Origin of the sequence: Lysinibacillus sp. Bpr_S20 (assembly GCF_023337835.1) — a bacterium.
GTDB lineage: Bacteria > Bacillota > Bacilli > Bacillales_A > Planococcaceae > Lysinibacillus.
Window position 1 is genome coordinate 127,603 of the sequence record NZ_JALNLQ010000009.1, and the last position, 26,728, is coordinate 154,330.

General features: G+C 36.6%; 25 protein-coding genes, 1 riboswitch and 1 other annotated feature (1 of these 27 cut by a window edge). Of the genes, 21 read left to right on the plus strand and 4 right to left on the minus strand.

The features are described from left to right. Positions 1 to 93 (plus strand) — a binding site (T-box leader); it begins 129 nt to the left of the window's first position. A gap of 57 nt (positions 94 to 150) precedes the next feature. The 5 genes from proS (at position 151) to MWJ95_RS24740 (ending at position 7,604) form a co-directional block, all read left to right on the plus strand. Next, the gene (gene proS, locus MWJ95_RS19325; RefSeq protein ID WP_249106992.1) at positions 151 to 1,587 is read left to right on the plus strand and encodes a proline--tRNA ligase; all 1,437 of its coding nucleotides are present in this window, start codon (positions 151 to 153) and stop codon (positions 1,585 to 1,587) included. Between the two features lie 546 nt (positions 1,588 to 2,133). After that, positions 2,134 to 3,438, plus strand: a complete 1,305-nt coding sequence (locus MWJ95_RS19330; RefSeq protein WP_249106993.1) for a WD40 repeat domain-containing protein — start codon at positions 2,134 to 2,136, stop codon at positions 3,436 to 3,438. Between the two features lie 462 nt (positions 3,439 to 3,900). Beyond that, the gene (locus tag MWJ95_RS19335; protein ID WP_249106994.1) at positions 3,901 to 5,565 is read left to right on the plus strand and encodes an Imm51 family immunity protein; all 1,665 of its coding nucleotides are present in this window, start codon (positions 3,901 to 3,903) and stop codon (positions 5,563 to 5,565) included. Between the two features lie 149 nt (positions 5,566 to 5,714). Next, positions 5,715 to 6,125, plus strand: a complete 411-nt coding sequence (locus tag MWJ95_RS19340; protein WP_249106995.1) for a hypothetical protein — start codon at positions 5,715 to 5,717, stop codon at positions 6,123 to 6,125. 774 nt (positions 6,126 to 6,899) lie between these two features. After that, positions 6,900 to 7,604, plus strand: coding sequence for a WGR domain-containing protein (locus MWJ95_RS24740; RefSeq protein WP_283175782.1), 705 nt, complete (start codon positions 6,900 to 6,902; stop codon positions 7,602 to 7,604). A gap of 742 nt (positions 7,605 to 8,346) precedes the next feature. Here MWJ95_RS24740 and MWJ95_RS19350 read toward each other — a convergent pair. Next, positions 8,347 to 8,919, minus strand: coding sequence for a hypothetical protein (locus tag MWJ95_RS19350; RefSeq protein WP_249106996.1), 573 nt, complete (start codon positions 8,917 to 8,919; stop codon positions 8,347 to 8,349). 335 nt (positions 8,920 to 9,254) lie between these two features. Between MWJ95_RS19350 and MWJ95_RS19355 the strand changes: the two genes are divergently transcribed. From MWJ95_RS19355 to MWJ95_RS19370, 4 genes are all read left to right on the plus strand, one after another. Further along, on the plus strand, positions 9,255 to 9,581 hold the full coding sequence (locus tag MWJ95_RS19355; RefSeq protein ID WP_249075947.1) for an ArsR/SmtB family transcription factor: 327 nt from the start codon (positions 9,255 to 9,257) through the stop codon (positions 9,579 to 9,581). Further along, positions 9,578 to 9,994, plus strand: coding sequence for an SRPBCC family protein (locus MWJ95_RS19360; RefSeq protein ID WP_249075948.1), 417 nt, complete (start codon positions 9,578 to 9,580; stop codon positions 9,992 to 9,994). The genes MWJ95_RS19355 and MWJ95_RS19360 overlap by 4 nt, the downstream gene beginning before the upstream one ends. 191 nt (positions 9,995 to 10,185) lie before the next feature. Beyond that, complete coding sequence (locus MWJ95_RS19365; protein ID WP_249106997.1) at positions 10,186 to 13,356, plus strand: ATP-binding cassette domain-containing protein; 3,171 nt, start codon at positions 10,186 to 10,188, stop codon at positions 13,354 to 13,356. A gap of 370 nt (positions 13,357 to 13,726) precedes the next feature. Further along, positions 13,727 to 14,416: a Dph6-related ATP pyrophosphatase gene (locus tag MWJ95_RS19370; protein WP_249075950.1), complete on the plus strand. Its 690-nt coding sequence runs from the start codon at positions 13,727 to 13,729 to the stop codon at positions 14,414 to 14,416. 318 nt (positions 14,417 to 14,734) lie between these two features. Here MWJ95_RS19370 and MWJ95_RS19375 read toward each other — a convergent pair whose 3' ends face one another. Continuing rightward, positions 14,735 to 14,848 (minus strand): YjcZ family sporulation protein, encoded by a 114-nt coding sequence (locus MWJ95_RS19375; RefSeq protein WP_249075951.1) that lies wholly within the window; start codon positions 14,846 to 14,848, stop codon positions 14,735 to 14,737. A 404-nt stretch (positions 14,849 to 15,252) separates the two neighbouring features. Next, on the minus strand, positions 15,253 to 15,846 hold the full coding sequence (locus tag MWJ95_RS19380; protein WP_249075952.1) for a hypothetical protein: 594 nt from the start codon (positions 15,844 to 15,846) through the stop codon (positions 15,253 to 15,255). Between the two features lie 374 nt (positions 15,847 to 16,220). On the opposite strand from MWJ95_RS19380, the gene MWJ95_RS19385 reads away from it, so the two are divergent. The 9 genes from MWJ95_RS19385 (at position 16,221) to MWJ95_RS19425 (ending at position 24,152) form a co-directional block, all read left to right on the plus strand. After that, positions 16,221 to 16,376 carry a VOC family protein gene (locus MWJ95_RS19385; RefSeq protein ID WP_249106998.1) on the plus strand — a complete coding sequence of 52 codons (156 nt, stop codon included), beginning with the start codon at positions 16,221 to 16,223 and terminating at the stop codon, positions 16,374 to 16,376. 96 nt (positions 16,377 to 16,472) lie between these two features. Beyond that, positions 16,473 to 17,054, plus strand: coding sequence for a histidine phosphatase family protein (locus MWJ95_RS19390; protein ID WP_249106999.1), 582 nt, complete (start codon positions 16,473 to 16,475; stop codon positions 17,052 to 17,054). A gap of 229 nt (positions 17,055 to 17,283) precedes the next feature. Further along, on the plus strand, positions 17,284 to 17,496 hold the full coding sequence (locus MWJ95_RS19395) for a hypothetical protein (protein ID WP_249075955.1): 213 nt from the start codon (positions 17,284 to 17,286) through the stop codon (positions 17,494 to 17,496). Between the two features lie 149 nt (positions 17,497 to 17,645). Continuing rightward, positions 17,646 to 18,635: a hypothetical protein gene (locus tag MWJ95_RS19400; protein WP_249107000.1), complete on the plus strand. Its 990-nt coding sequence runs from the start codon at positions 17,646 to 17,648 to the stop codon at positions 18,633 to 18,635. A 108-nt stretch (positions 18,636 to 18,743) separates the two neighbouring features. After that, a riboswitch (cobalamin riboswitch) is annotated at positions 18,744 to 18,935 on the plus strand. A gap of 140 nt (positions 18,936 to 19,075) precedes the next feature. Continuing rightward, entirely contained in the window at positions 19,076 to 20,695 is a 1,620-nt protein-coding gene (gene nikA, locus MWJ95_RS19405) for a nickel ABC transporter substrate-binding protein (protein WP_249107001.1), read from the plus strand. A gap of 71 nt (positions 20,696 to 20,766) precedes the next feature. Next, positions 20,767 to 21,720 (plus strand): nickel ABC transporter permease, encoded by a 954-nt coding sequence (nikB, locus tag MWJ95_RS19410; RefSeq protein ID WP_249075958.1) that lies wholly within the window; start codon positions 20,767 to 20,769, stop codon positions 21,718 to 21,720. 1 nt (position 21,721) lies between these two features. Continuing rightward, positions 21,722 to 22,534, plus strand: a complete 813-nt coding sequence (locus MWJ95_RS19415; protein ID WP_249107002.1) for an ABC transporter permease subunit — start codon at positions 21,722 to 21,724, stop codon at positions 22,532 to 22,534. A 10-nt stretch (positions 22,535 to 22,544) separates the two neighbouring features. Next, entirely contained in the window at positions 22,545 to 23,318 is a 774-nt protein-coding gene (locus MWJ95_RS19420) for an ABC transporter ATP-binding protein (protein ID WP_249107003.1), read from the plus strand. Positions 23,319 to 23,330: 12 nt separating this feature from the next. Continuing rightward, positions 23,331 to 24,152 (plus strand): ABC transporter ATP-binding protein, encoded by an 822-nt coding sequence (locus MWJ95_RS19425; protein WP_249107004.1) that lies wholly within the window; start codon positions 23,331 to 23,333, stop codon positions 24,150 to 24,152. A gap of 89 nt (positions 24,153 to 24,241) precedes the next feature. Here MWJ95_RS19425 and MWJ95_RS19430 read toward each other — a convergent pair whose 3' ends face one another. Next, a complete protein-coding gene (locus tag MWJ95_RS19430) occupies positions 24,242 to 25,153 on the minus strand; it encodes a C40 family peptidase (RefSeq protein ID WP_249107005.1) in 912 nt (303 codons plus the stop codon). A gap of 387 nt (positions 25,154 to 25,540) precedes the next feature. Between MWJ95_RS19430 and MWJ95_RS19435 the strand changes: the two genes are divergently transcribed. Genes MWJ95_RS19435 through MWJ95_RS19445 form a run of 3 tightly spaced genes read left to right on the plus strand, consistent with a single transcriptional unit; the run spans position 25,541 to position 26,601 of the window. Beyond that, positions 25,541 to 25,906 (plus strand): DUF2089 domain-containing protein, encoded by a 366-nt coding sequence (locus MWJ95_RS19435; RefSeq protein ID WP_249075963.1) that lies wholly within the window; start codon positions 25,541 to 25,543, stop codon positions 25,904 to 25,906. Positions 25,907 to 25,919: 13 nt separating this feature from the next. Continuing rightward, positions 25,920 to 26,309, plus strand: coding sequence for an SHOCT-like domain-containing protein (locus MWJ95_RS19440; protein ID WP_249075964.1), 390 nt, complete (start codon positions 25,920 to 25,922; stop codon positions 26,307 to 26,309). Positions 26,310 to 26,319: 10 nt separating this feature from the next. After that, positions 26,320 to 26,601 (plus strand): hypothetical protein, encoded by a 282-nt coding sequence (locus MWJ95_RS19445; RefSeq protein ID WP_249075965.1) that lies wholly within the window; start codon positions 26,320 to 26,322, stop codon positions 26,599 to 26,601. Positions 26,602 to 26,728 lie beyond the last annotated feature (127 nt).

Here is a 26,728-nt window from a genome sequence, read left to right on the forward strand (position 1 = left end):
GTTTCGTTACAAAACGTTTAGAGGGTTTTAAGATGTTCTTAAAACTAAATTCAAGGTGGTACCACGTTTATCCGGCACAAAGACGTCCTTATTTGGAGGACAGCTTTGTGCTTTTTATTTTATTCAACTTGCAGAAACGGAGGAGAAAACATGACAACACAACAAAACGATTTTTCAAAATGGTACATTGAAACAATACAAAAGGCAGATTTAATGGATTATACACCCGTTCGTGGCTGTATCGCATTTAAACCAGATGGCTATGAAATTTGGGAACATATTCAGGAAGAGATGGATCGTCGTTTTAAAGAAACAGGTCACCGCAACGCTTATTTTCCTATGCTAATTCCTGAATCGTTCTTCCAAAAAGAAAAAGACCATATCGAAGGTTTCTCACCTGAGCTTCCTTGGGTAACGGAGGCAGCAGGCGAAAAATTAGAAGAACGTTTAGCCCTTCGTCCAACCTCTGAAACAATGATTGGTCATTTATATTCGAATTGGATCAATAGTTATCGTGATTTACCCGTCTTAATCAATCAATGGGCAAATGTTTTCCGCTGGGAAAAGAAAACACTTCCGTTCATTCGAACATCTGAATTTTTGTGGCAGGAGGGCCATACTGCACATATTGATGAAGAAGATGCACGTAAAGAAACTATGCAAATGTTAAATATTTATAAAGAAGTAGTAGAGGGCTTACTTGCCATTCCTGTCTACGATGGACAAAAAACACCCTCAGAACGTTTTGCAGGTGCAGTTGATACATTTTCAATTGAAGCAATGATGAAAAACGGAAAAGCCGTGCAAGCTGGTACCTCTCACTATCTAGGGACAAAGTTTGCTGAAGCCTTTGATATTAAATATTTAAATAAAGCCAACCAGCATGAATATGTACACACAACATCCTGGGGGACTTCTACTCGTTTAATTGGTTCTGTTATTATGGTTCATGGTGATGAACAGGGGCTTATTTTACCACCGCGAATTGCACCAACCCAGGTTGTCTTAATACCAGTTGGTCCATGGAAAAAGAACCCTCTAATTATGGAGAAACTAGATGACATCTTCGCAGCTCTTAAGAAGAAGGGAGTTCGAGTACGTCTTGATGATTCCGATCAATCACCAGGCTTCAAATTTAATGAGTGGGAATTAAAAGGGGTACCAGTTCGGATTGAATTAGGACCACGTGACTTAGAGAAAAACCAAGCATTGTTAAAAGCTCGAGATGAAGAGGATAAGCAATCCATTGACCTAAATGACATTGTTTCAGCAATTGAGGTAGAACTAACAACAATGCAAAGTCGTTTATTTGAAAAAGCACGTAAATTCCGTGAAGAAAACGCCCATACAACTATCGATACATTGAAGGATTTACAGCAGCATATTAACACATCCAAGGAAAATGGATCGATTCCGGGCTGGATTCTTGCTGGCTGGTGCGGAGATGATGCATGCGAGGAAAAAGTGAAAGAAGAGACAAAATATACTTCCCGTAACATTCCGTTTAATCCACCAACTACGAAATCTACTTGTATTTGCTGCGGAAATGAGGCAAAGCATACAGTTTGGTTTGCCCAAGCATATTAAGTTGTCAAATTTCGCTTTCATTCGCTAGTATTAAGCTTTTGTAATTTCCATATCGCCAATCCCTATACAGATTATCTGTGACAGCTGTTGTGCTATTTACACGAAAGCAAAGCATCAACAGCAAATTGTCACTATCCTCGTCGCGAAGGAGATGTCTCAAAAGAGTTTTTCAGACATCTCCTTTTATATTTTTAGACTAGCTTAAAAGGGAATGTTTGTTCTATAATGGATGTAACTTGAATCTAGGAGATTGTTTTATGACATTGCAGCTTCCAATATAATTCGAGAAAAATCGATTTTCGTTTTAATTTCGTTACGGGAAGTATCCCAGTGGTGAATAAATACTGGAACGGACAGGCAAAGGGCATCTTCTATATGAAAATATTCCACATTCAAAGCTTTTGCTCCTTAGCATTGGGGCAACTAACTCTGGTTTTAAAGTGATGGTTATTTGCTGGATTGATAGCTTTGGTTAAGATGCTTTCAGAATAATGAGGAAACCGTAAAACATGATAAGGTCAAATAATTAGCAAGGAGACTACAACAATGACAAATGATACTTTACAATTATCCCAGAAATGGCGAGATGAGGGGTTACGTTATGCAAGTGAAATTAATGCCTACGTGCGCAAAGGAATAGAAAGCAACTGGGAGGCACCAGGAGAGGAGCCGTCTGAAGATTCACGTGGACAATTTGCTTCACAAGTGTATAAGATTATTAAACAGGCGAATAGAACAAAGGAACTGGAAACTCTCCGTGAACAGTTTCCAGCTGCTTCATGGCCATTTCAGGAAACGCACAGCCAACTGATGCGAGCTGTTTATCCAATTGGGTTTCTACGTGATGGTGCATTACTTGTTGCAGCGCAAAATGAAGATTTATCACGCACTGTCTATGTGATGGATAAACAGGAAGCAAAGCGTATTAAGCATGTACAAGCGGCAAGTTGTTCTGCAGATGGGCGCGACATTGCCTTGATGGATGAGCAAGGAGTTCGTATCGTACGAGAACCTGATCGAGAGTTGAATGGCACGCTACTGGCTACATACAAATGGGCGACAATCATCGACCAATTGCGCGAAAAATACCCCGATGTTGAGACCTTTCAGCCAGAAAACTATCGAAACGCAGATGTCATTCCATTCGCTGATGGCACGAAGTTGTTGGTGGTGTCGCATGACGGTATCTATTTGATTGAGAATACAGATGCCATCTTATTGTACCCGACAGTTCAAAATATACGAGAGTGGGCAAGGCAAGATGATGAATTGACAGCAAGTTTAGCGATGCCACATGGAGCTGTTTCGCGAAGCGGCAGATGGCTGGCTTATGGAAGTCAAGACAGCGAGCACTTGTTGATAGATTTAGAAAATTATGTTAAGCATTCGTTTGAACCGATGTCGAGTTATCCTCATTACAGCTTGTTCAGTGCCAATGAAGAGCATGTTTGGTTCAATGCATGTCATTTTTACAATGGAAGTACGCTAGGTATTTCACTCCATGATCTTGAACCGGACAATAATGAAGAACCCCTTTCAATAGATGATAATATGCGTGTATATGCCGGTGTTGCAGTGCAAGGGGGCAACATCATGGGTGATGCATATGGTTATTTACGAATGATTGATTTGGAGGGGAATGAACTTTGGCGTTACTTCGTATCTGGGACAATCAGTGGTATGGCATTAAACGATGACGAGACAATATTACTTGTAGGTACATACAATGGAACACTACATGTACTTGATTTGACTAGTACAGAGCCAAGTCCGTATGAGATTAGCACAAGTTCAATATGTGAATCGTATCGCTGGATCTTCTGGGATGCCCAGCAACCACTGTACTGGTAGTTTAATGGGCAAAATCGATGAAACTATAAGGTTCTTATTATCAAAATCATATGTATTTGAAATGACAGATACTACGAATACTCAATATCAACTAGTTATGACATTGAAACTCACTTACAGCTAACGATACACTTTGGAGCTTTAGATCGAATAAGAACGTATGTTTATTGTTTGGTTTGGAGTATATTGTAATTTTTTTAATATCTACGGAAGTGAAAGTATATTTTATCCGATCGGCAACACAACAATAGCTTATGAAAATATAGAAAAAATTTGTAAAACGTTTTTATCTGCCTTTTATGAAAGAATTGATTGACTTATCAGGATGTTCTTTAAAGGAAGGAAAAGAGTTAATTGATTTTGTGATTCATGAAGAAGGCACTATTTGTTAGCAAAACATCAAAAGAGATAACAAGATACTTGTTTAGCTGATTTACAAGGTGATTGAGAGGGAGTGGGATTATGCAAAAAAAATTATTGAATATGTTAGAAAAATGGTATGAGGAAAGTCAACATGACAAAATTGTAGACGCGATTGAACAATTGTCTAAGTCAGAGCGAGATTACGAAATAGTAGGTCATTATGGTCGTGCTCTTAATAATTTGGGGCGTTATCATGAAGCGTTATCCCAGTTATGTACAGTTAAAAAACAGGGGGAACAAGAAGCGGATTGGCATTGGCGTGTTGGCTATGCTTATTTCCATATCCAAGAATGGCAAGAAGCACTGGCTGCATTTGAAAAAGCGAACGTATTACAGTTTGATACTAAAACTGAAGAGTATATAGTATCCTGTCGGAATATTATGAAAAAGTCAATAGAAGCACTAGATGATATCAAACTTGTCTCTTTTCATGAACGTGATTTCAGTCAATTTTGGGAAAAAAGTGATTATGCGGATAAAAATTATGTAGAAGTATTCCCCACTACTGAAATGATTGCTTCTATAGAAGAGGAACTTGGTTATAAATTGCCAGCAGATTATATTTGGTTTATGCAACAACAGAACGGCGGAATACCAGTAAACACTTGTTTTCCAACGGCTATGCCGACTTCATGGGCAGAAGATCATGTGGCGATTACGGGGATTATGGGCGTTGGTCGCGAAAAGACTTACAGCTTGTGTGGCAGTTTGGGAAGCAGTTTTATGTTGGAAGAATGGGGCTACCCAAATATTGGCGTTGTCATAGCCGATTGCCCGTCAGCAGGTCATGATGTCATTATGCTTGATTATCGTGCATGTGGTGCAGATGGTGAACCTGCTGTTGTACATGTAGACCAAGAGGCAGGTTACTATATTACTTTCCTTGCGCCGAACTTTGCGACTTTTATTGTTGGTTTGGTGAATGAAGAAGTATTCGATACATCTGAACAAGATAAACTTGACGATTTGGATATGGTGAAACATGTACCATTCTCTCCTTTGTTACAGTCGTTATGTGAGAAAGTTGGAGAGGGAAATCGGATAGAAGCAGTTATTCGAGGTATTTGTACGCAAATTGTAGAGGACAAAGGCTATTTTGCTTTACATGCAGACGAGATATCCATGCTGATGTATGATATACAATTTTGGTTGTACACTGGTGCTAATTCGAAGGTGACGCGAGCTCAATATTTAGCAGATTACAAGAATATCATTGCACTTGCACAAGGTTTCAGTACAGGAGGATATGCCCCAGACTTTGTTTCAAGTTGGTTAAATGAACGCATAGAGCAGGGGGAAATTGTAAGTCAAGGAGGGATATTAAGCTTTACAGCGGATAAGATATATAGTTTACAAGCTAAAATGGTGAAAGAAGAACTAAAACCTTTTAGTTGGCTAGAACATGATAATGGAAATATTTCGTTACTGTTAGAAGTAGGTATTTATAAACAGGAGTTGTTTGAAACACGGGCAGACGAAGGTTTCCAAGGAAACGGCTACGATTGGTGCTCGCTTGCGGATGTGTATTTGCAAGAGAGGTTTCCAGAGCTAGAAGGCATTGTGCGTTTCGACCCAGAAGCAGATATGTTTTGTGCAAATGCCAATGAAAAGGACGCATTGTTGCGATTCGCTGTTGGATTTAAACAAGCGTGTGAAAATGATGAAAAGATACATGATTTATTTTCTAGGGCGATATTGGATTAATGGATATTGAAGACGCATTAAGAGAACGTGAATGGTAGTGAGTTATGTTTAAAACATCTGTTACGATGCTACCCAATATTCTATATTATAAAGGCTTTTAAAGAGGGGATTTTTACAAATTAGAAACTCAAGATAAAGGGGAATGAATTATGCAAGATATTCGACCAACGTCACGCTGGCGCTACGCTAAAAGAAAAGAAGAGGAAGAATTTACTGCTGGATTGATTGAGAAAGATGACTGTATTTACGCGGAATTGTTTCCAGATAGTTTTATTCATCAGACGGAAATGGTGCTAGAGCAGTATGCAGCATCTATTGCGAAACTGCCAAATCACCCAGATAGCTATCCTGCAATTATGAAATCTATTGAAACGGCGGTACTTGCCCTAAATGAGATTAATGAAGTAGGTGGAGGCGGATTAATTGAAACTGGAGAACGAGAGGAACTTTGCGACTATTTTGACCAAGTGCTGATTCAGTATGGACTTGATATTGATGACCTTACTAAAAGTCAGAATCTTGGACGTTATGAGTTAACAGATGATTGGCGTGAGTGGTAAGTAGAGGGAAGTGTTCCTTTTGCTTGAATTGACGAGTGCAGTATGGGGAAATCTGACAGGATCAAAAGGCTCCGGAGAGAATGTACCAGCGTTCAGCGATTGAAGCAAGCATACGACCAAGAAACAGTTGATGCGCTTTTTGAAGACTATTTGTTTCATCAAAAACCATTTATACAGTTACCTATGCGGCTGTTCCTTATTTGATGCAGATAGCTTGTTCAACGAACTATCCCGAAGTGCAACATCATTTGTTTATTATCTGCGGTATTATTGAAGCGAGTCGCGGTGATAGTGGCTTTCCGACAGCTTAAAAAATAACTTGACGAACATATCGGAGTAGATATTTACAATAGCTATATTGAGGCAATATGTGAGATGGCGTTATTAGGAAAAGATGTGCGTACCTACTCAAACTACTTTGGATGATAACGTTGAAAAGCGATATGTTCCCGCCGCAGATACAACTTTTGGTCAATGCTTCTTCTATTCATAAAATAACATTTAAACTTGGGAATAATAAGTTAATTGACAACAAGAAATACGAGATGACTCTTTCTTTATCACTTAATGCCTTTGACTATGGCATCTATAAATTGCATTAATTTACCAATATGAGGAATATTTCTTAAAGTATCAATTGATAAAGTGTGATTTTAATGATTATGCGCAATTTGGTGAATAGATTTAAAAACAGCCTTTCTACAACAAAAGAGTGTGTAAAAAGTATTACGAAAGTTTGAAATAAAGACAACACAGGAATGGATGAACAATTAGATGAAAAAAGCTTTTACATATCAAGACGAAAAATCAAATAAATTTTGGACAATTGATTATTTTTGCATGACAATATGTGTTCATTACGGAAAAAATGGAACGATTGGGAAGTATGATATGAAAGAATTTGAGTCACAAGAAATTTGTGAAAAAGAAGCCCAAAAGTTAATTGCCAGTAAAATAAAAAAAGGTTATCAAGAAAATCCTACATTTGATTTTGATAATTGTCTTTACTTTGATGGAGAATTTGGTCCACATCCCAAAACGTCACATCCTCGTTTTGTCGCTCATTTCACAGAAGAATTTTATTATGATTGTGGTGATGAAGAAGCACCTTTTGGTAGTGATGAAGGGTCTGATACACTTTATGAATTGGAAGAAGTCATAAGAAAGAAGCGCATCATTGACTTTGCTACTTTCCCGAAGCATTTAATAGAGAATATATGGGGAATGCATTATATATCAATTGACACATTGGATGAAAAAGCTATACGTGATATGGCAAAAGAGCATGAAATGGATATGATTCAAAGTGACATGATTACCTATGCAACAGCCTTTGGTCAAATTAAAATTACTGGTAAACTAGATACAACTTTAAAGAAGAATGCACTTTTAGCATTGAAGCGTCTTGCTATCATGTATTCTGATGGTCAATTAACGGAAACACAGCAAACAATGTATAATGATTTACTTACGTTTTAAATGAAAGTTAACAAGAAATAGACGATCTTGCTTAATATGGGACGGAAATAATAATGATGAAGATTATCAATAATATATGTTAGAGACTCTTAGTATGGCAGCTGTTGAGGAAATAACAAACGAAGAATTGTTGATGTGTTGCAACCGATTTGTATTCAGATTAGTACGAATTAACAACATCAACCCGACTGTGTTTTTGACTTTTCTCTATAAAAATTATTATTTGCTCTCACATGCATGATTAGGGAAAGGGAATAGTTTAACCTTCCCTAATCTTTTTAGAAAGTATCACTAGAGCAAGATGTATTCTTTCGCATTACCAGTAATACGGTAATTTTATACGGAAAATTTAGCAAGCAAACTAGATAATACTTTATTGAAATTTGCTCCAAACTTTGAGACTTGAGCTACAGCATTTTCGTCGCTTTCATATAGATGAGAAGTTATCTTTGCGAAAGCTTTCGGGTTATTAATATTGAACTTAGCTACATGCAATTCAATCCAACTACTAATAATAATCTAATTCCTGCTTGTCAAAATCAAAAAAATCGAGCTATCAAATGGGGATAAGTGTCAATGAGGCTTAGACTGTTATTGATACTTCAAGTACTTAGAGAATCAAAACACAGCACAAATTCCAATGAAAAAGTATTTTATTGTTGGTTTGAAATAAAGTTTGATCATTTTCTACCTAGTAATTCTAAAACAATCGTGCACGATAAAGGAATAAGCCTTCATAGGATTAACGATACGATTTATCCATCCTTTTTCTTTTATTTAAAATGAAAAACACAACAATGCCAATGGCTACTGCCACTGTAGCCCAAATATATATTTGATTTCTAATATGTTTATCTATTAAATTAACTTCTTCAATTGGGGGCTGACCTTCTCCAAGTATTTCCAAATCTTCCTGTGAAGAACTCAACACATAGGTACGATTACATATGGTAGATATAAGCGATTTTGTCCCGTACATAATAGATTCGTTAGCATAAACCAAATATTCTTCTCCCTTTATAAAATTATATCCACAATCTCCTCCACCTTGACCAGTAGTAATGATAACTTGTGATTGTTCAACACCCTTCCAGGTGTTCGTTACCTCAAAAAGAACTGATTTAGTTGTATCTCCTTTTAAACTTTGTTTTTCTTTTATATCAACAACTTTCCCACTAAATATAGCTTTTGAAAGTTCAAATTCTTCTTCTACACTTGGTAAATATGCACACGAACAAGCACTTGTAATCGAAGGAAAAGAGCCTATCGTAAAAATGAAAGCCAGAATTGTCATTGCTTTCTTCAAATTAAACATCTTAATTTCACCCACTATCACATAGATTTAGCGCTATTTTGTAATACATTACTAATATTAACATAAAAATCTATTTTAGCTTGTTAATGATATTCCATAATATGGTCTTATTGTTAGAATGTAATAATCCATCTTGTCTATGCAATTGTATCAAACCTTTTTACAAATCATCAGACTTTATTACAATTGATCAATCTTATTTTATATCTACATTTATTCATGATAAGAGAATAAAACTTTTAGCATTATCACAAAATAAAAATTGACTGGACACTAAATGGTGTCGTATAATTGAGACACCATTTAGTGTCCAATTTATAAGGGGGAGGGGGATTTTGAGCGACAAGACTCAAGAGCGTGATGTTTATGCTGCTATTGCTGATCCAACAAGACGTCAATTAATACGCTTGTTGGCAGATGCGGAAGAATTACCTCTTCACGAATTAACGTCTCAATTTCAAATGGGGCGTACAGCAGTTTCTAAGCATTTGGCTATCCTTAAAGATGCTGGTCTCGTAATTGCTCGAAGGGTTGGTAGAGAAACGAGGTATCGGTTGAATGCCGGTCCATTGAAGGAAATTCAAGATTGGGTATCGTATTACGAAGGATTCTGGAAAGAAAGAATGGCTATATTAAATATTTTATTGGAGGAAGAAAAATGAAAGCAGATGTATCTTTAGATTATCAATTTACAAGTTCAATTGAGAAAGTTTGGAACGCATTAACGGATTCAGACACGCTTGCAAAATGGATTTGGAAAAATGATTTTAAACCAATCGTAGGACATAAATTCCAATTCCGAGCTGAGCCAAATGAATGGTGGGATGGAATTGTCAATTGCGAGGTGCTCAAAGTGGAAGAACCTCATACATTATCTTACACTTGGGCAAGTGCCGGAGAAACTACTACTATTACATGGACGTTGACAGAAGGTTCAGATGGAACTACACATTTACATCTTGATCAAAGCGGATTCAGTGAAGCAACAAAAGCTCGTCAAGGAGCAATCGAAGGAGCTAAATACGCTTGGATTAACAATGGTAATCAGCTCGAAAAAGTATTAGCCGAGCAATAAAAATAAATGATTTTTTCATTTGCTATGTAAGCTTTTCAATAATAGCCTTTTTAGCAAGTAACAAAGAATTAACACTATGACGCTTTTCGGAATATGGAAAGCGTCATTTTATTTGTCATTTCATAAACATAACAAAAATAGTTGAAGTTGTGCTAACATGACAATACTAGATTTGAATGGAGAGATTTCCGATGAAAATAAATCAATTAATTGCTAATAATATAAATCGTTTAGATGTCGACTTGCCGGAAGATCAATCTTTAGGAATTGCTGGATTGTCCGGATCTGGTAAAACTACATTTTGTCAAACAATTGGAGAAGAGTCCAAGAAGCGTCTCGTTTCTTTATTGCCAAAGGCTGAATATCAATATTTGTTTTCTAATATTATGGAAACGAATTTTAGTGCCATCAAGATGAAGGAAATGCCTCTAGTACTTTTTCTAGGGAAATCATCAATTTCCGCAAATCCACGTTCAACGGTTGGTACCCATACAGGCGTTTTCAAAGAAGTTCGTGATCGGCTTGCAGAAAAGTATGATCTATCGCCAGAGGTTTTCTCCTTTAATAATGCATTAGGATGGTGTCCGACATGTAAAGGACGTGGGACAACCAAAAATGTGGAATGTAAAAAGTGTGGTGGCAAGCGTTATAGTCCAGAGGTTGAACAATATAAGCTAGAATTATGGAACCAACCACACAGTATTTCCGATATTAACAATTTAAGTATGGAAGAGATTTATTCCCTTTCAGAGGAATTAAATATAAGCGAAGAGAGACAACATATTCTTCAAAATATTATCAATATGAATATTGGTTACTTAACGTTAAATCGAATTATGGGTACCTTGTCTGGTGGGGAGTTAACACGACTGTACTTGGCAGAATTTATGGCAGCTAGTGAAAATACCGTCATTATTATTGATGAAATTTCTGTTGGCCTTGATCACCAAACGCTGTTAAAAATTTTAGAACAGATTAAACAATTAGGTTGTAAAAATCAAATTTGGCTTATTGATCATTCCGATACGGTGCTAGATACAGCCGACGAGCAGCTGTTTTTTGGCCCTGGAAGCGGAAAATACGGTGGGAAAATTGTCGATGAATCACCCCGTCCAGAGCCAGTATACTCGGAACGAAATCAAGCAATACCTGCAGAATATTATCAATTTAAAGATCTTTACTGTCGTAATATTGAACTAGCTGAAATTCAGATTCCTAAAAATAGACTTATAAGCGTTACAGGTGAGTCTGGCTGTGGGAAATCGACCCTTGTCAATGAGTGTATCTCGAAGGATTTCCAAAAACGATATCCTAAAGATAAATTGGTTATGGTAGGACAAGACAGAAACCAATCGATTACTAGCCGATCCACTGTTGCAACATTCCTTAACATTAAAAAGAAAATAACGAAATACAGTGACGAAATCGACGATATTTTTCAACGTTCCATTGAGGACATTATTGAGGAGCTTCCGAATGAAGACATCGCTCATAAACGCTTAAGTTTACTGATCAAGCTAGGTCTTGGTTATTTGACGTTGGAAAGAAAAACACAATCCCTGTCGACTGGTGAATTTCAATGTGTTCATCTAGTATCTGAGCTGTTTTCAAACGCAAGAAACCCGCATACGCTATTTATTTTTGATGAGCCTTCAAAAGGTTTATCACAAAATATTTTAAACCAATTCATTGATAGTGTGAGGGATATTCTGCAAGATGAATCTGTCTCTATTATGATGATTGAACATAATGCCTACATGCTAAAAAGCTCTGATTTTATCGTAGATTTTGGAAAACGTCAGCAAGAACCCGTTCGCCATCTTGATGTTGTCAGCCATGACGATTATTTCAGTCAACCTAACAAAAATTATAATGATGCTGCGTTGCCTATATCTTCTACACTAGATGCGAAAAACGGCATTCATTACTTAGAAGACAATCATATTAGCTATTTTAAAAATGCCGAAAATATTTATAAAGGTGGTATTTTAAAAAGCTTATCATCGATGGCCCGTTTAATTTATGGAGAATACGAATCCGCAACCATCGCACCCGTCGTTGCCATTGATCTCGAAAGACATTTGTATAGTCAATATAGTTTTCTTTATGAAATGGCTGGTTTGATCAACCATATTGTCGCTGCACATCCGACGAATAAAGATACGAGAAGCTTTGATTTCTTTAGTCAAGAAAATCATTGCCCAAGCTGTTCTGGTCGCCTGCAAATTGAAACATTTGATATTGATTTAGTCATTCAAGACAAAACAGTGCCATTCTGGGATGGCTTATTGCATCCAGACGTCATGGAAGTATTAAAATATTATCAATATCCGAAATTACAATTCCTTTTTGATGAGATTAAAAATGAACTTGGTCAAGATATTAGTAAAAGTTACAATGAGATGACAGAAGAAGAAAGACATACGTTCCTATATGGTTATTGGGAAAAATCATTTTATGATAAAGCAAGTAAGTCTTCGAGAAAATGGGAAGGCTTTAATTTTATCCTTGCACGCTATATGGTTATTTCGAAATCAATGATTAAAGAGCAAATGAAAGCTTCAAAGGAAATGATTGCTTGTCCAATCTGTCAAGGAGCCGTACTAAACCATAAGAAAAAGTTAACTTTTGGGGACACAGATATTCGTGAGCTGATTCATCAACCACTCGATCAAGTTATAAAAACAGTAGGAAATTTACCAGAGCTTGAAAAACTAAAATCAATAGTAGGTGGCGATATGACTCTTACGGAAGATGTCTCCTTACTTCCTAGAGACACACAAGTATCGTTGAAAATGCTGGAATTAGAACTAGCAAGCTTTTCTGGATATGAAATCGTACTACAAAATGCTGTACCGTTCTGGAACAACATTAAAAATAATATCGATGTAATCAGCAGGTCAAACCTAGTGACGATTTGTGATTTTACCAATATAGCCGAAACGAGAGAAACTATTATTGATAAGTATTTCACGAATGGAAAATACAAAAAACTAACATACGTCTATGAAGCATTTGGCTATAAAAAAATTGTTACACAAATAAATAAAGTCAAAGCAAGTCATAAATGTCCATTCTGTGGTGGAAAAAAAGTGATTTCGGAAGACAACCTCCATGATGGCGTCTATAAATTATCAGTACCATGTGTTAGTTGCTTTGCAAGTGGCATCAATGATGAAGGTCGTAAAGAAATTGTCGATGGTGTAGACGTACAAACTTGGCTCACTGGTAAAGTCAGCGATGTTGTGGCTGAAAGCTTACGAACGGCGGATGTTGCAGACATCCCAATATTCAATCGTATTCGTGAGTTGAACAAACGAGATATGATGTCCATTTATCAATGTCTTGAGCAAAATAGTTAAATCAAGCCATATTTTAAAAATAAACTCATGTGCAAAAATAAAAATTGCACATGAGTTTTTGATTGTTGAAAAGATAAGGTCCTATCAATTAAAGTATGCATCTTCGGCAAAACTGGTCGTTGATTTCTGTTCCAACTGGGTGCTTTGCTTTTGCTAATATGGATAAAACCTCTAAATTCGTGGATAGAGCTGCCAGAAACGTGGATTGAATCCCTAAAGTTATGGATAGAGCAACCAAAATCGTGGATAGAACCTCTAAGCGGCTAGATTTGCCCGCTTCTAAAGCGCTGCTATATTCATCTAGATTCCCTTTGTTATTTTGTTTTTATGTTATTCTAGGAGAAGCTTAGAATAAAGGAGAAAAAGATGAATGGCGGAAATAGTGGATTGGAAAAATAATGCTCAAGGACATAAATTTATTGCTTCTTTTAGTGGAGGGAAAGATAGTGTCTTAGCTCTATATAAAGCAATGAAGGTTGGAGAAGCGGTTGGACTCATTATAATGATGGAGGAAGAAGGGGAACGTTCAAGATCCCATGGAATGCCTCCAGCACTCATACATGCTCAAGCTAATTCTATAGGTTTACCAATTTATACTGCAGCAGCAAGCTGGACAGATTATGAAAAAGTATTTATGAGTCTTTTAGAAAAAGCTAAAAGTCAAGGGGCAGAAGTTTTAGTAACAGGTGACTTGGATATGCCTGAACATGGGTGCTGGCATGACAAGGTTTCGAGGAATGCTGGATTAAAACTAGGTATGCCTTTATGGGAAATGGATCATCGCGATGCTGTTGAGGAGTTCATCAATCTAGGGTTTGTAACGATCATTGTCACTGTTAACTTATCACTAGGTATGCGAGAGGACGATTTAGGCCGTACATTAACACATGAATACGTGAAGGAGCTCGAAGCTCGGGGAATTGATCCTTGCGGAGAAGGTGGAGAATTCCATACAACTGTTTTAGATGGGCCAATTTTCAAACAGACCATCCCTGTTCGTAAATGTGAGATTATTAAAAATGGTGATTATGCTTTTTTGCCTTTGGAACTAGATCAATAAACACGAAAAATAACAGGGGACATCTTCTACATTGAAGCGTGTCCTCTGTTTTTTTACTGCTTGCAAAGAATGATTACGCCATTGACTATGTATGTAAGAGTTAAAATGTGCTTTCTCCATTGCTGAATACGCTAATAATTTTCTTATATCTACAAAACGTCACACTCAGTTCATAGGCGATGTGACTCAACAATAGACATTGATTGAAGAAAATATTGAAGGGTCACCGGAGGATAGTGACCCATTCGTAAAGATTAGAAGGGAAAAGATACGTTTATTTATTCTAAAAATCATGGGCATTGGAGGCGGTATTGGGTATTAATAGAATCCGATGAAGCTAGTGCCGACAATAATCAATAGAATAAATAGAACAACGATCAGCGCGAATGCTGAACCTGAACCATAACCTGTGTTACCGCAATATTCAGACATAGTATATACCTCCTTTCTACAATCTATAATATGAATAGTTGTGAAAAGGATTTGCGATATTTAACTACTTTAAAATTTTAAATTTAAAAAAGTTCACGTGATTAAATCATGATCCTAAACTATAGTGATGTAAGACTAAATAAACTGTATACATATGTATCACCATTTTGATTCGTCTAGACGTTCATATAATTGTCTGTATATAAGTGTTTACACAAAAGAAGAATCTTCAATAAGACTGTACAATAATCCACTTCAGAAATAAATTATTCCAAGACATAAATAACTTCGAACATATATTTAAAAATACCCCTTCAAATGAGGAGGGGTATTTGTTTTGTTTAGGGTGTTGTCATTTTACAAATTGGCAAAGAAGATTATTTTAATCCCCTTTGCCATGAAATTTACTTTGGTTGAATGTATTCCCCTGTAGATGCATTAAAACCCGCTGCTTCCATTTTTGTCTGGTCATTATTCCAACCAATGACTATTAAGAGGGGAATATCTCTCTCAGTATCTTTACTAAGCATAAAGTTATATCCTTTACCCCAATCTTTTCCGGGATAAATATAGCCCATACTCCGTGCTTTTTTAAGCATTTCTGGTGAATCATACTTAATATCATTTATTTGTATAAACTCTTTTTTAGGATAGGGGGAAGTGCCATCTACCGTATAATCATCAGAATGATCTATTTTCCCCTCATGAATTGTTACTACATATGACTTATTGGTATCTGGCACTCCAAATAGAATATTCCAATTCTTTCTTTTGCCGTTACTTCCAATTGACGTCCAAGGCTTATCTAAATCTATATTGATGGCCATTAATAATTGAGCACTTTTATCCCATTTCAATGCTGCGGGATTTGCTAATTCAATCGCTTCCACTATTGATAATTCTTGCTGTTCATCGGCTTGGACGGAACTGGCTGATACTATCTCAATAGAACTAACTGTAACGAACAACAATATCACAACAAAAGCTAATTTTTTCATTTTTTCACGTCCTTTTTTAGGTATATTGTTTCCCAGCCTTGTTCAATTATTCTGAGGCGTTAAATCAATGAGCAATTATTTGTGAAGAATTCTTCAACTGATAAAAAGGGATGTAACAGAATACTATGAATAACCTATAAAAATTTTAAACAGGAGTGATAAATTTGAAATTTACAGCGATTCCGGCTTTTTATCAGCGATATTCATTGTTTTATCAGCGACATGGTACCAAAATAAGCTTGGCTTTCCCAAAGTTTCTGTTATGTAGCAGTGATAACACTGCCAGAGGGGAATGTAGTATTACTCCTTGTAGAAACAAAAGATGACACATCTGCAGATTTTTTACGCGATGGTCGCCCGTATCAAACCTTACGTTGAATTGTCCAGACCTTGAATATACACATCAAACATTAAAGGAAGATGGTGTAGAAGTTACCGAAATTGTTATACGTGGAGAACATGCAAAATACTTTGTCTTTACAGACCCTTCAGGTAACCATATAGAGGCAGCTTGGTCTAAATGGGATTAGGAAACTAAAAATACGCTTCCCAGGTAGAATACTTAAATCTTTTAGTGAGCCATCCAGAAAAACGTAATTTTATTTGTTAAGAAGAGTGGTGATAAAGTGGAATTGATATTCATTCGTCATGGCCAAGGTGAACACACTCTAGCTATACCAAATAGTTTGCATGTGAAAAATCCTTCATTAACAGCAAAAAGAATACGTCAAGCGAAGTTATTAAGGGGAAAATTCACCTTAACAGAGGAAGATATTATATTTATTAGTCCTCTTAGAAGAACGCTGGAAACTGCACTAATTTGGAGTTTGGATGTTGATTGTCGGAAAATCGTAAGCCCGTTAGTATCCCCACGAATATTTCCTTTCCATCCAAATGGAAAAACATTGCCTTGCGATATCGTCATTAATTTACAAACAATCAAAAAAGAATATCCGAATCTGGAAATAGATATGAATGTGTCTCCTGATTTGTGGTCTGGTGGTATTAATACTATGCCTGAAATCGATTTCAATATCATAGTTCAAGAATTTATCGCAAATTTGAAATCGTTAAATAAGGATAAGATTTATATCGTTTCACACGATGGTACGATCACCGCATATCGCCAATTTATTTCTGGGCGAAGTTTATCCAGAAAGGACTTTCCTGATGAAACAGGATGGTTTCAAATTAATGTTGACTTATAACGATCACTTTGAGATGTCTGTTCTAAATGAATGCCTTTCAGCAATACAGGAGCTTTTTTTGAGATAGGGCGCATATAAGAAAAATACGAATAGAAATATAGCTTGCAAAAGCAGGTTATGAACACATACCCTTCAGACAGCAGTTTCGAAATAGCAGTCTGATTTCCATAAGGATAATGTAGAAGTTACATTATGCTATATAACCCATTCTGTGAATGGAAGCCTTATTATGAACGAATTAACTGAATGGATATGGCGAGCAGACTCCCTTTTACCCGAAAGTTTTATGTTGCACGGAGTATCAGTAAAAGTCTTTAACCCAAAACAACTTTTGGCGGAAAAAGAAGTCTATGAACAAATTGGTAGGAAGCCTCGACAAAAGGATATAGAAAACAAAAAGGTTTTGCAGCGTATAATAACTAATCAGAAAATTATGAAGTAACACACCTGAAGTAACTCCTGCAAGAATCAAGCTTTAGAAGTCAATGACAGTACTAACGGAGAAGGGTTTTTCAGTTTCCTCGGAGTTCTTCAGAAAGATCAATTAGTGAGACTAAAATTCTTTTCTCAAGTGAGGTGGAGTTGCAAACTATGAACGCTAATGAAAATCAGCGAATTCTCTATGCGATTTTCGAGAATGAAATAGAAATGCCAATCCTAGATATAACCCATCCCCTTTTTAACGCAAGTATTGATCATCAGGCGTATCATTTGAGCTGTCTTAAGTCAGCTCGGAGCATTGAATCATTAAAGAAGATGCCTAGCTTTATCCTCAACATCTTTGTAAAAATGTCTAATGTCGACAATTCCTATCTTAGCGGAATGCGTACTTTGCTGTACAAACTTGGTCCCAACTTAAGCCCGGGGATTAAATTAAGTTTCCGGGACAAGTGGGCGGTGAAGCAAACATCTTTCATGGGACTTCGGATTAGGCTGAGGGACCTTTGTCAGCGCCAGTCTGAAATTTTGCTGCCTCAGCTCAAGCAATTCCCTGATCGAAACCTTTGTTTCTTCAATATCGCTGGGGGAGCCGCTACCGACAGTATCAATACCCTGATTCTAATTCAAGAATCGGAGCCGGAATTACTGAAGGGACGGAAGATTGAAATCAACATTTTAGATATCGATACTTACGGTCCCAATTTTGCAAAACGGTGCATCGATGTTTTGAAGCAACCAGGGGAACGCTTTCATGATCTTGACATCACCCTCAAAACTATTCATTATGACTGGAGCCAACCGGATGCATTACTAAAGATGAATTTAGAACGTTCCGACTGGATTCAACTCTGTTCATCGGAAGGTGGTCTTTTTGAGTATGGTTCAGATTCAGATATCATCGAAAATTTAAATCATTTCTTTACAAACTCCCCAGCGGACGCTCGGATTACAGGTTCATTAATTTTCGACCGAGCAAATGTAAATCCGGGATACCTCGGTTTTACAGAGTTTATCGGCGTGCAAATCCGATATCTTGGGCTGGAGGGATTGCAGCGAATTTTAACCCAAACCTCTTGGGTTTTAGAAGAATACCATGAAATTGAAAATATCTATATTCTGTTTTCTTTGAAGAAAGCGTGACTTACAATAAAAAGAAGTTTTTAATGTTAGTCATTATTTCGAGAATATTATTATATTCAGAAAATAAAATTGACGTGAACATTTGAGCATGATATGTTTAATACTAATTTCATAGCAATCATTACAAGTTTGAGTGAAAGATCTTTCATTCAATTAAATGGAAAATGGGTGTAAATCCCATGCTGTCCCGCAGCTGTAAATGAGGAGTTTTGTTTCAAATACCACTGAGTTATGACTTGGGAAGGTGAAGCAAAATAATGATTCATGAGCCAGAATGCCTGCTTGTAAGAAGATTCATTGACGATCTACGAAAGATAGGGAGATGGATGGAGGCTTACTTTAAGTAAGATTTTCTGTCCTTATTCTTTTGGAATAAGGTTTTTTTATGCCTTCTTTCTGTAGATTCTTAGTGCACCACGAACAGAGATAGGAGACAGAAAATGAAATTGACAAAGTATTTACTTCCTTTCATGCTTGTTTTGACCTTCAGTTTACTCACTGGCTGTACGAGCACAGATAATGAAAAGGGAGAGACAGCATCGAAACAGCAGACAGACGAAAAAATGATAACGATTGGCTGGCCACTAGATGTAGGACCATTAAATCCCCATACATATTTACCAAATCAAATGACAGCACAAGCAATGGTCTATGAATCATTGGTTGAGTATAACGATGATGGGACAATTACGCCGAAATTAGCGGAAAGTTGGGACATCTCTAAGGATAAAACGGCTTATACTTTCCATTTAAGAAAAGATGTGAAGTATTCAGACGGAACGGCTTTTAATGCAGACAATGTAATTCGTAATTTTGATGCAGTACTAGCCAATCGTGATATGCATGCTTGGATGGGCATGGTCAACCATATTGTGGAGGTTGTAAAAGTGGATGATTCTACTATACGTTTGAAATTGGATGAACCCTATTACCCTGTCTTAAATGAACTTGCTTTTGTAAGACCTTTCCGTTTTTTAGGGGATAATGGATTCCCTAAAGGGGATGCGACGCAAAATTCAATCAAAGCGCCTGTTGGTACAGGCCCATGGGTATTAACCGATTACAAAAAAGACGAATATGCCTTATTTAGTCGAAACGACAACTACTGGGGAGAAAAACCACTTGTTGATAACATAAAAGTAAAAATCATTCCTGATTCTGAATCGATTTCGTTGGCCTTTGAAAACGAAGAATTAGATTTAATTTATGGTCGAGGCATTATTAGTTTAGATAACTATACGTTTTTAAAAGATAGCGGAAAGTATAAAACCACAACATCTGAACCTTTGTCAACGCGAGCGCTGCTATTTAATACACAGTCAGGTCCGTTAGCAGAATTAAAAGTACGTCAAGCGATTCAATATGCAATCAATAAAGAGCAAATGGTTGAGACGATTACAAATAGTACAGAAAAGGTTGCGAATACACTATTTTGGGATGCTATTCCTTATGCCAATATTGATTTAGCGCCAATAATAAATAATCCTAAAAAGGCGCAACAATTGCTAGACGAAGCGGGATGGAAGCTACAGAAGGGCGAAAAAATTCGTACTAAAAACGGACAACCGCTCACATTAGATTTAATTTACATTGCAACAGATGCGATTCAAAAGCCAATGGCGGAATACATGCAAGGTGAACTAGCAAAAATAGGCGTACAGTTGAATTTAGAAGGCGCAGATGTGATGGTAGGTCTGCAAAAATTAATGGATGATCAAGTTGATATTAATTTCTGGCGTACAAATGGACCACCAACAGATCCACATAGCTTTGCTAATGAATCAGCTACACCAAACGCTAATGGTGTCTATGAAGCGAAATTAGGCTTACAAAATGCCAAAGAAATCGATAATAAAATCCATCAATTATTAGTAGGTACAGATGAAAAGGAGCGAGTGCAACTGTATACGGATATTTTAACAATGTTCCATGACCAAGCACTATTCTATCCTATATCTTACGAAACAAATACCGTGATTTATCAGCCATATATGAAGGATTTTGCTCCACGTGCCTCTGAATATGATATTCCATATGCACAAATGGATAAAGAAAAATAAGTATAGAAGAGAGAGTATGTCGATCAAAGACAGCTCTCTCTTTATCATAGGATTGATGAGGAAGTGACAGCATGTATGAATCGACATGGATGTTTTGTTTAAAAAGAATTTTGACATTGCCATTTGTATTATTGGGCGTATCCATCCTGACCTTTGTATTTATTCGTTTCGTTCCAGTAGAGCCTGCTGAGGTTATGCTTAGAATGGCAAGAGTTGCGCCAACAGCAGAAGCCATTCAAGCATTACGTGAAGAACTGGGGACAGACAAACCTTTTCTTCTTCAATATTTGCTTTGGGTAAAAGGAATTTTGCATTTAGATTTTGGTACATCCTTTGTTAGTAAATTACCAGTAGCACATGAGCTTTTCGCTAAATTACCCGCAACCATTGAATTAGCGGTTGCGTCATTTGTGCTTATTTTAGGATTAAGTCTGCCATTAGGGATCATAAGCGCGTTGTATAAGCATTCCATCATCGATAAAATCATAAGACTATTGACTATTATGAGCATATCCATTCCAACATTTTGGTTAGGTTTTTTATTACTTTATCTATTTAGCTTGAAATTAGGCCTATTCCCGACAAATGGAAAGGGCACACTAGCCCATCTAGTTTTACCTGCATTCACATTAGCTTTACCGACAATTGGACTGTTCGTCCAGTTTATTCGTTCAACGATCATTGAAGAATTACAACAGCAATATGTTCAATATGCTCAGCTAAGGGGATTAAAAAATTCTGTTATCCTCGTCCGCCATGTTTTAAGAAATGCCATTATACCATTAACTACTTTGTTAGGTATGACGCTTGGTAATTTACTAGGTGGTGCAGTCATTGTGGAGCAGGTTTTTAGTTGGCCTGGACTAGGTAGGTATTTAATAGAATCCATTATGAACAGGGATTATCCAGTTGTACAATGCTATGTAATAATTATTGCTGTCATCTATGTGCTTGTAAACTTATGTACAGATGTATTACATCGCCTATTGGATCCTCATCTCATGATGAAGGGTAGGAGAGCTTAAAGTGAGCCTTGTACGAAAAGAAAATGTATATGTTAAAAGATTATTTAGTTTAACGTTACTTTTGATCATTGGCTTGCTTGGACTGTTTGCGCCAATTATAATGCCCCATGATCCTTTAGCTATCGATATCTCAAAGAAATTTTTAGGTCCATCTTTGGACTATCCATTAGGGACAGATCATTTAGGAAGATGTGTTTGGTCACGAATGCTTTTAGGTATTCGCTATTCTTTAGGATCGGCGCTCATCATTCAAATAGTAGCCATTCTTTTAGCTGTTCTACTAGGTGCTTTTGTTGCACTGAAGAGAGGGTTAATAGATTTTTTATTTATTCGAATATGTGATATTTTATTAGCTTTTCCGACACTTGTTCTTGCATTTGGACTTTTAGGTTTATTAGGTCCTAGCTTAAAAAATGTATTCATTGCCCTTATTTTTACGCAACTGGTTTATTATTCGAGATGGATTAGAGGATTATTTATCGGGATGAATGAAAAAGGTTTCATCCAAGCAGCAAGAATTAGCGGAACTTCAGGAATCAAGTTAATTATGCGCCATTATATCCCTAATCTACTGCCACCTATCGTAACAATTGTTGTATTAGATATAGGAAAGGTTATTTTAGAAATTGCAGGCTTCTCGTTTATTGGACTTGGCGTGCAGGCCCCGATCCCTGAATGGGGCATGATGGTGAATGAAGGAAAGCAATATATCCGCCAACATCCTGAACTAATGCTTTATCCGGGACTTGCCATCGTCCTCGTTGTGCTATTACTGAATCATTTGGCAAGTAGTTTCAAGAAGCTTGGCCAGTAAAGGGGAAATTATGGAGAAAGTTTTAGAAGTGAAAGACTTAACGGTAAAAATCGGGGAGAAAAATATATTAACCGCTATTAATATGACTGCCTATAAAGGGCGTGTCTTAGGGATTATAGGGGAAAGTGGTAGTGGAAAAACAATGCTTTGCCACGCCATCATGCAATCACTACCGGCTGTGGTGCAGATTACAGAGGGTCAAATCTTCTATCAGCAAGAAAATTTATTGAACGTATCAGCCGCTAAATTAAGAGCGTATCGCGGCAGGCATCTATCTATGATTATGCAAAATCCATCTACAGCTTTTGATCGTATTCAAACGATTGAAAGCCATTTTCGCGAAACATTAAAGGCTCACTTTGTGATGTCTAAAAAAGAAATGAGACAGATTGCTCTTGATGCCATGTATAAAGTCAATTTACCTAATCCAGAACAGCTTTTGCGCTATTATCCTTTTCAATTAAGCGGGGGAATGCTCCAGCGAGTGATGATTGCTTTGTCATTGGCGATTCAAGCATCTCTATATATTGCAGATGAACCAACGACAGCTTTAGATACAGTCAATCAAAAACAAGTATTAACACTATTTGATCGTATTCGCTCGGAAACGGAGGCTGCTATTATTCTTGTAACGCATGATATAGGTGTGATTGCTGAACTAGCTGACGACGTGGCTGTGATGTATCAAGGCGAAATCATTGAGCACGCGAATGTCTATGATTTTTTCGATGCACCTCAGCATCCGTATACAAAGAAACTTTTACAATCAAGAATTGTGTTTTAGAGGTGAAAAAATATGACGCTGCTAGAAGTGAGAAGTATTGAAATGCATTATGATCAAAGACCAAGACCGTTCATGTTCAAACGAGGACAGGAAGCACCTGTATTACAGAAGGTAACATTTTCACTTCAGGAGGGCGAATGTTTAGGAATCGTCGGTCAAAGTGGTTCGGGCAAAAGTACGTTAGGTCGGATTATTTTAGGAATTGAGCGACCGACGAAAGGAGAGGTTCTATTTCAAGGGGTAAATCTTTACGAAACGACAAGCAAGCACAAAAAAATAATCCGTAGAGATTTACAGACTGTCTTTCAAAATAGCTATCATTCATTTAATCCGAAGCAGACGATTTTTGAAATAATAGAAGAGCCTTTCCTTAATTTTGAACATTTCAGTAAAACAGAGAGACAACATAAAGTAAGGGAATTGCTAGACTGTGTGGAATTAGGGAGGACCATTGACCAAAAATATCCTTCGCAACTGAGCGGAGGGCAACAGCAACGTGTCAACATCGCTAGAGCTCTTGCTTTAAACCCAAAATTGATTGTATTGGATGAAGCCATTAGTAGTCTTGATATGATCTTGCAAAAGCATATTATACAATTACTCCAAAGCCTTCAAAAAGATAGGCACCTTGCTTACATTTTCATTTCTCATGATTTACAAGCTACACGTTTTATGTCAGATCGCATCCTCGTGATGCAAAACGGTCAGCTAGTTGAGGAGATTGCTAAAGATGGAGCATACAAGCATCCCGCATCTCTAGAACTATACAATGCTATTTTGCCCTCGCATCCTCGAGAAAGAACGATGAAACATAAAAGATTTTGTAATGTTTAAGTCAGTACAATTAGTACTGGCTTTTTTATAGGTGAAGCAAAAGAACAAAAAAGGCATTTCATCCATAGATGAAACACCGTTTCTTAAAGTTATTGCGCTAATCGCTTAATAAAAGTATCTAATTGTACGAGTGTAACATTGTCGTTCACCCCGAAAGTATTATTACCTTTACCAACTGTAATTTTATTGGAAGAGAGAATGTTTACATAATTGTAAGCCCAATGCGTACTTGGAACATCAACAAATTGGAGTGCTGTTCCTTGTTGTTTTAAATGGAATGCTTCTACTAAAACTTTTGATAATTGAGCACGAGTCATAGGTGAATTAGGATTAAATTTTCCATTGGCATCACCTGAAAATACGCCGATTTTTTTAAGTGCTTCTGCAGCACCAGCATATTTAGACGTTGGTTTTACATCAGGAAAGCTTGTATTCGTGTTACTAGTATCTAAATGTAATTGATTAGCCAGTTTAAGAGCTACTTCTCCACGCGATGCATAGATGCTAAAGTCGACTTCAGTACCTTTTACTTCACCCGTATTTTCAGTGAAGTTTGCTACGCGTTTTGCCCCTACGTAACGAGATCCCCAATAATAAGGATCATTGATTTTATCGATTTTAACGCCAGAGCTTGTTGTAGCTGAAATAAAATTATTGTCCCCTATGTATATGCCAACATGGGAAACACCACTTCCTGACGTATTAAAAAATACAAGATCTCCAGTCTTCAACTGAGCTTTTGCAATCGCAGTACCTTGCTGATATTGAGATGAAGATGTACGTTGTAGTGAAATCCCTAACTTAGAAAAAACGATTTGTGTATAGGCTGAGCAATCTACACCTGTATTAATATTAGTTCCTCCATATTGATAAGGAACACCTATATATGCTTTTGCTGTATTTGTTAAATCTGTGAATGTTGCGGCTTTCGCCTCATGAACACCCATGCCTGTGAAGAACATAAACGATGCGAAAATGGGTAGTAATATTTTTTTCTTCAATTAAATCTACTCCTTTCAAAAAGCTTTCGACTTTTACTTTAGTAAGAATAGCATGAAACAGGCATGAGTTATTTTTCAATAATATTACCGATTACCTTTAAAGAGCAAAATTGAAACCTTAATTTTAATTGTGTAAAACTCCTGCAATAATCGCGGACAATTTTACCAATTATAATCAGAAGGATTGGATATAAAGGGGCAAAAATGCTATTTTGGATGTTTTATCTAAATAAAAATCCGTTTATTAAAAAAAGAAACTAGATAATTAATAATCATTAACAATAAATTAAAATTATTGATTAATTTTATTATAAAAATCAATTTTATTGTTAACATTTTTAATTTCTTGTTGTATAATCAAATCAACTAAAAGAAAGGAATGTCATTATGGCTTATAAAGTAATCACAAATTGTCCTGTCTGCAGTAAAACATTGAAAATTACAAAGTTGCAGTGCACCCATTGTCATACGACGATTGAAAATGAGTTTGAATTATCAAAGCTGGCATCCTTATCGAAGGATCAACTTCATTTTGTAGAAGTATTTTTAACATGTAGAGGAAATATTAAAGAAGTTGAAAAAGAACTAGGGATTTCGTATCCAACGGTTCGAGGCAAGCTAACAGACATCATTTCATCCCTTGGGTATGTGCAGAAGAAGAAAAGCGAAGTAGACGAGAAAAAAGTAGTGACTATGTTGGAAAATGGCGAAATCACAGCAGAAGAAGCCATTAAACTTTTAAAAGAAGAATAAGGAGGAATTGATCATGAAAGAGGAGATCGCAAGAGTATTAACAATGGTTCAAGAAGGTAAAATTGATGCAGATAAGGCCTCAGAACTGATTCAAGTGTTAAAACAGAAAGAAGAAACAGATGATAACCTATTAGAAAAACCAACTAAATATTTAGATAAAACTTTAAAAGTTCGTGTTGTATCCGCTGAAAATGATAACGTGACAGTCAATTTACCGTTAAAGCTTGTCAAGGTTGTATTAATGGCTGGACATAGTATCGCAGCGAGTATTCCTCAATCGGAAAAATACGTGAAAGATATAGACATAAACCTTATTATTGAGGCAATCGAAAATGAACTAGATGGCCAAATTGTTGATATTAAATCGGCAAACGGAGATACCGTTTCGGTCATTATTGAATAGTGATGTGTTTATGATGCATGTAAAAGTGAAAACAAAAGATGTTCGCTTGAGCATACCAGTTCCATACGCTTTCCTAAACATCGCTATTGCCATTTTGTCATCAAAATTTGTTCAGCAATCTGCAAACAAATGGACAAAAGAGCACTTCGAAAGAAAAAATATAGACTTTACCATCCCGCGAATAGACAAAAAAACGCTAAAGCCTATCGTCAAGGAACTGAAGAATTATAAAGGGATCGTACTTGTGGATGTCAAAGCTAAGGACGGTACTGAGGTTAAGGTAAGGCTCTAATTTATTTTCAATTAGGCTTATAATCTGAATTGGAATTCAAAATAAATCTTCATATAGGATTCCTTTGATCGCATTCGGTACTCCGAAAATGTGGATCAAAGGAATTTTTTTATTTTCATTTCTTTAT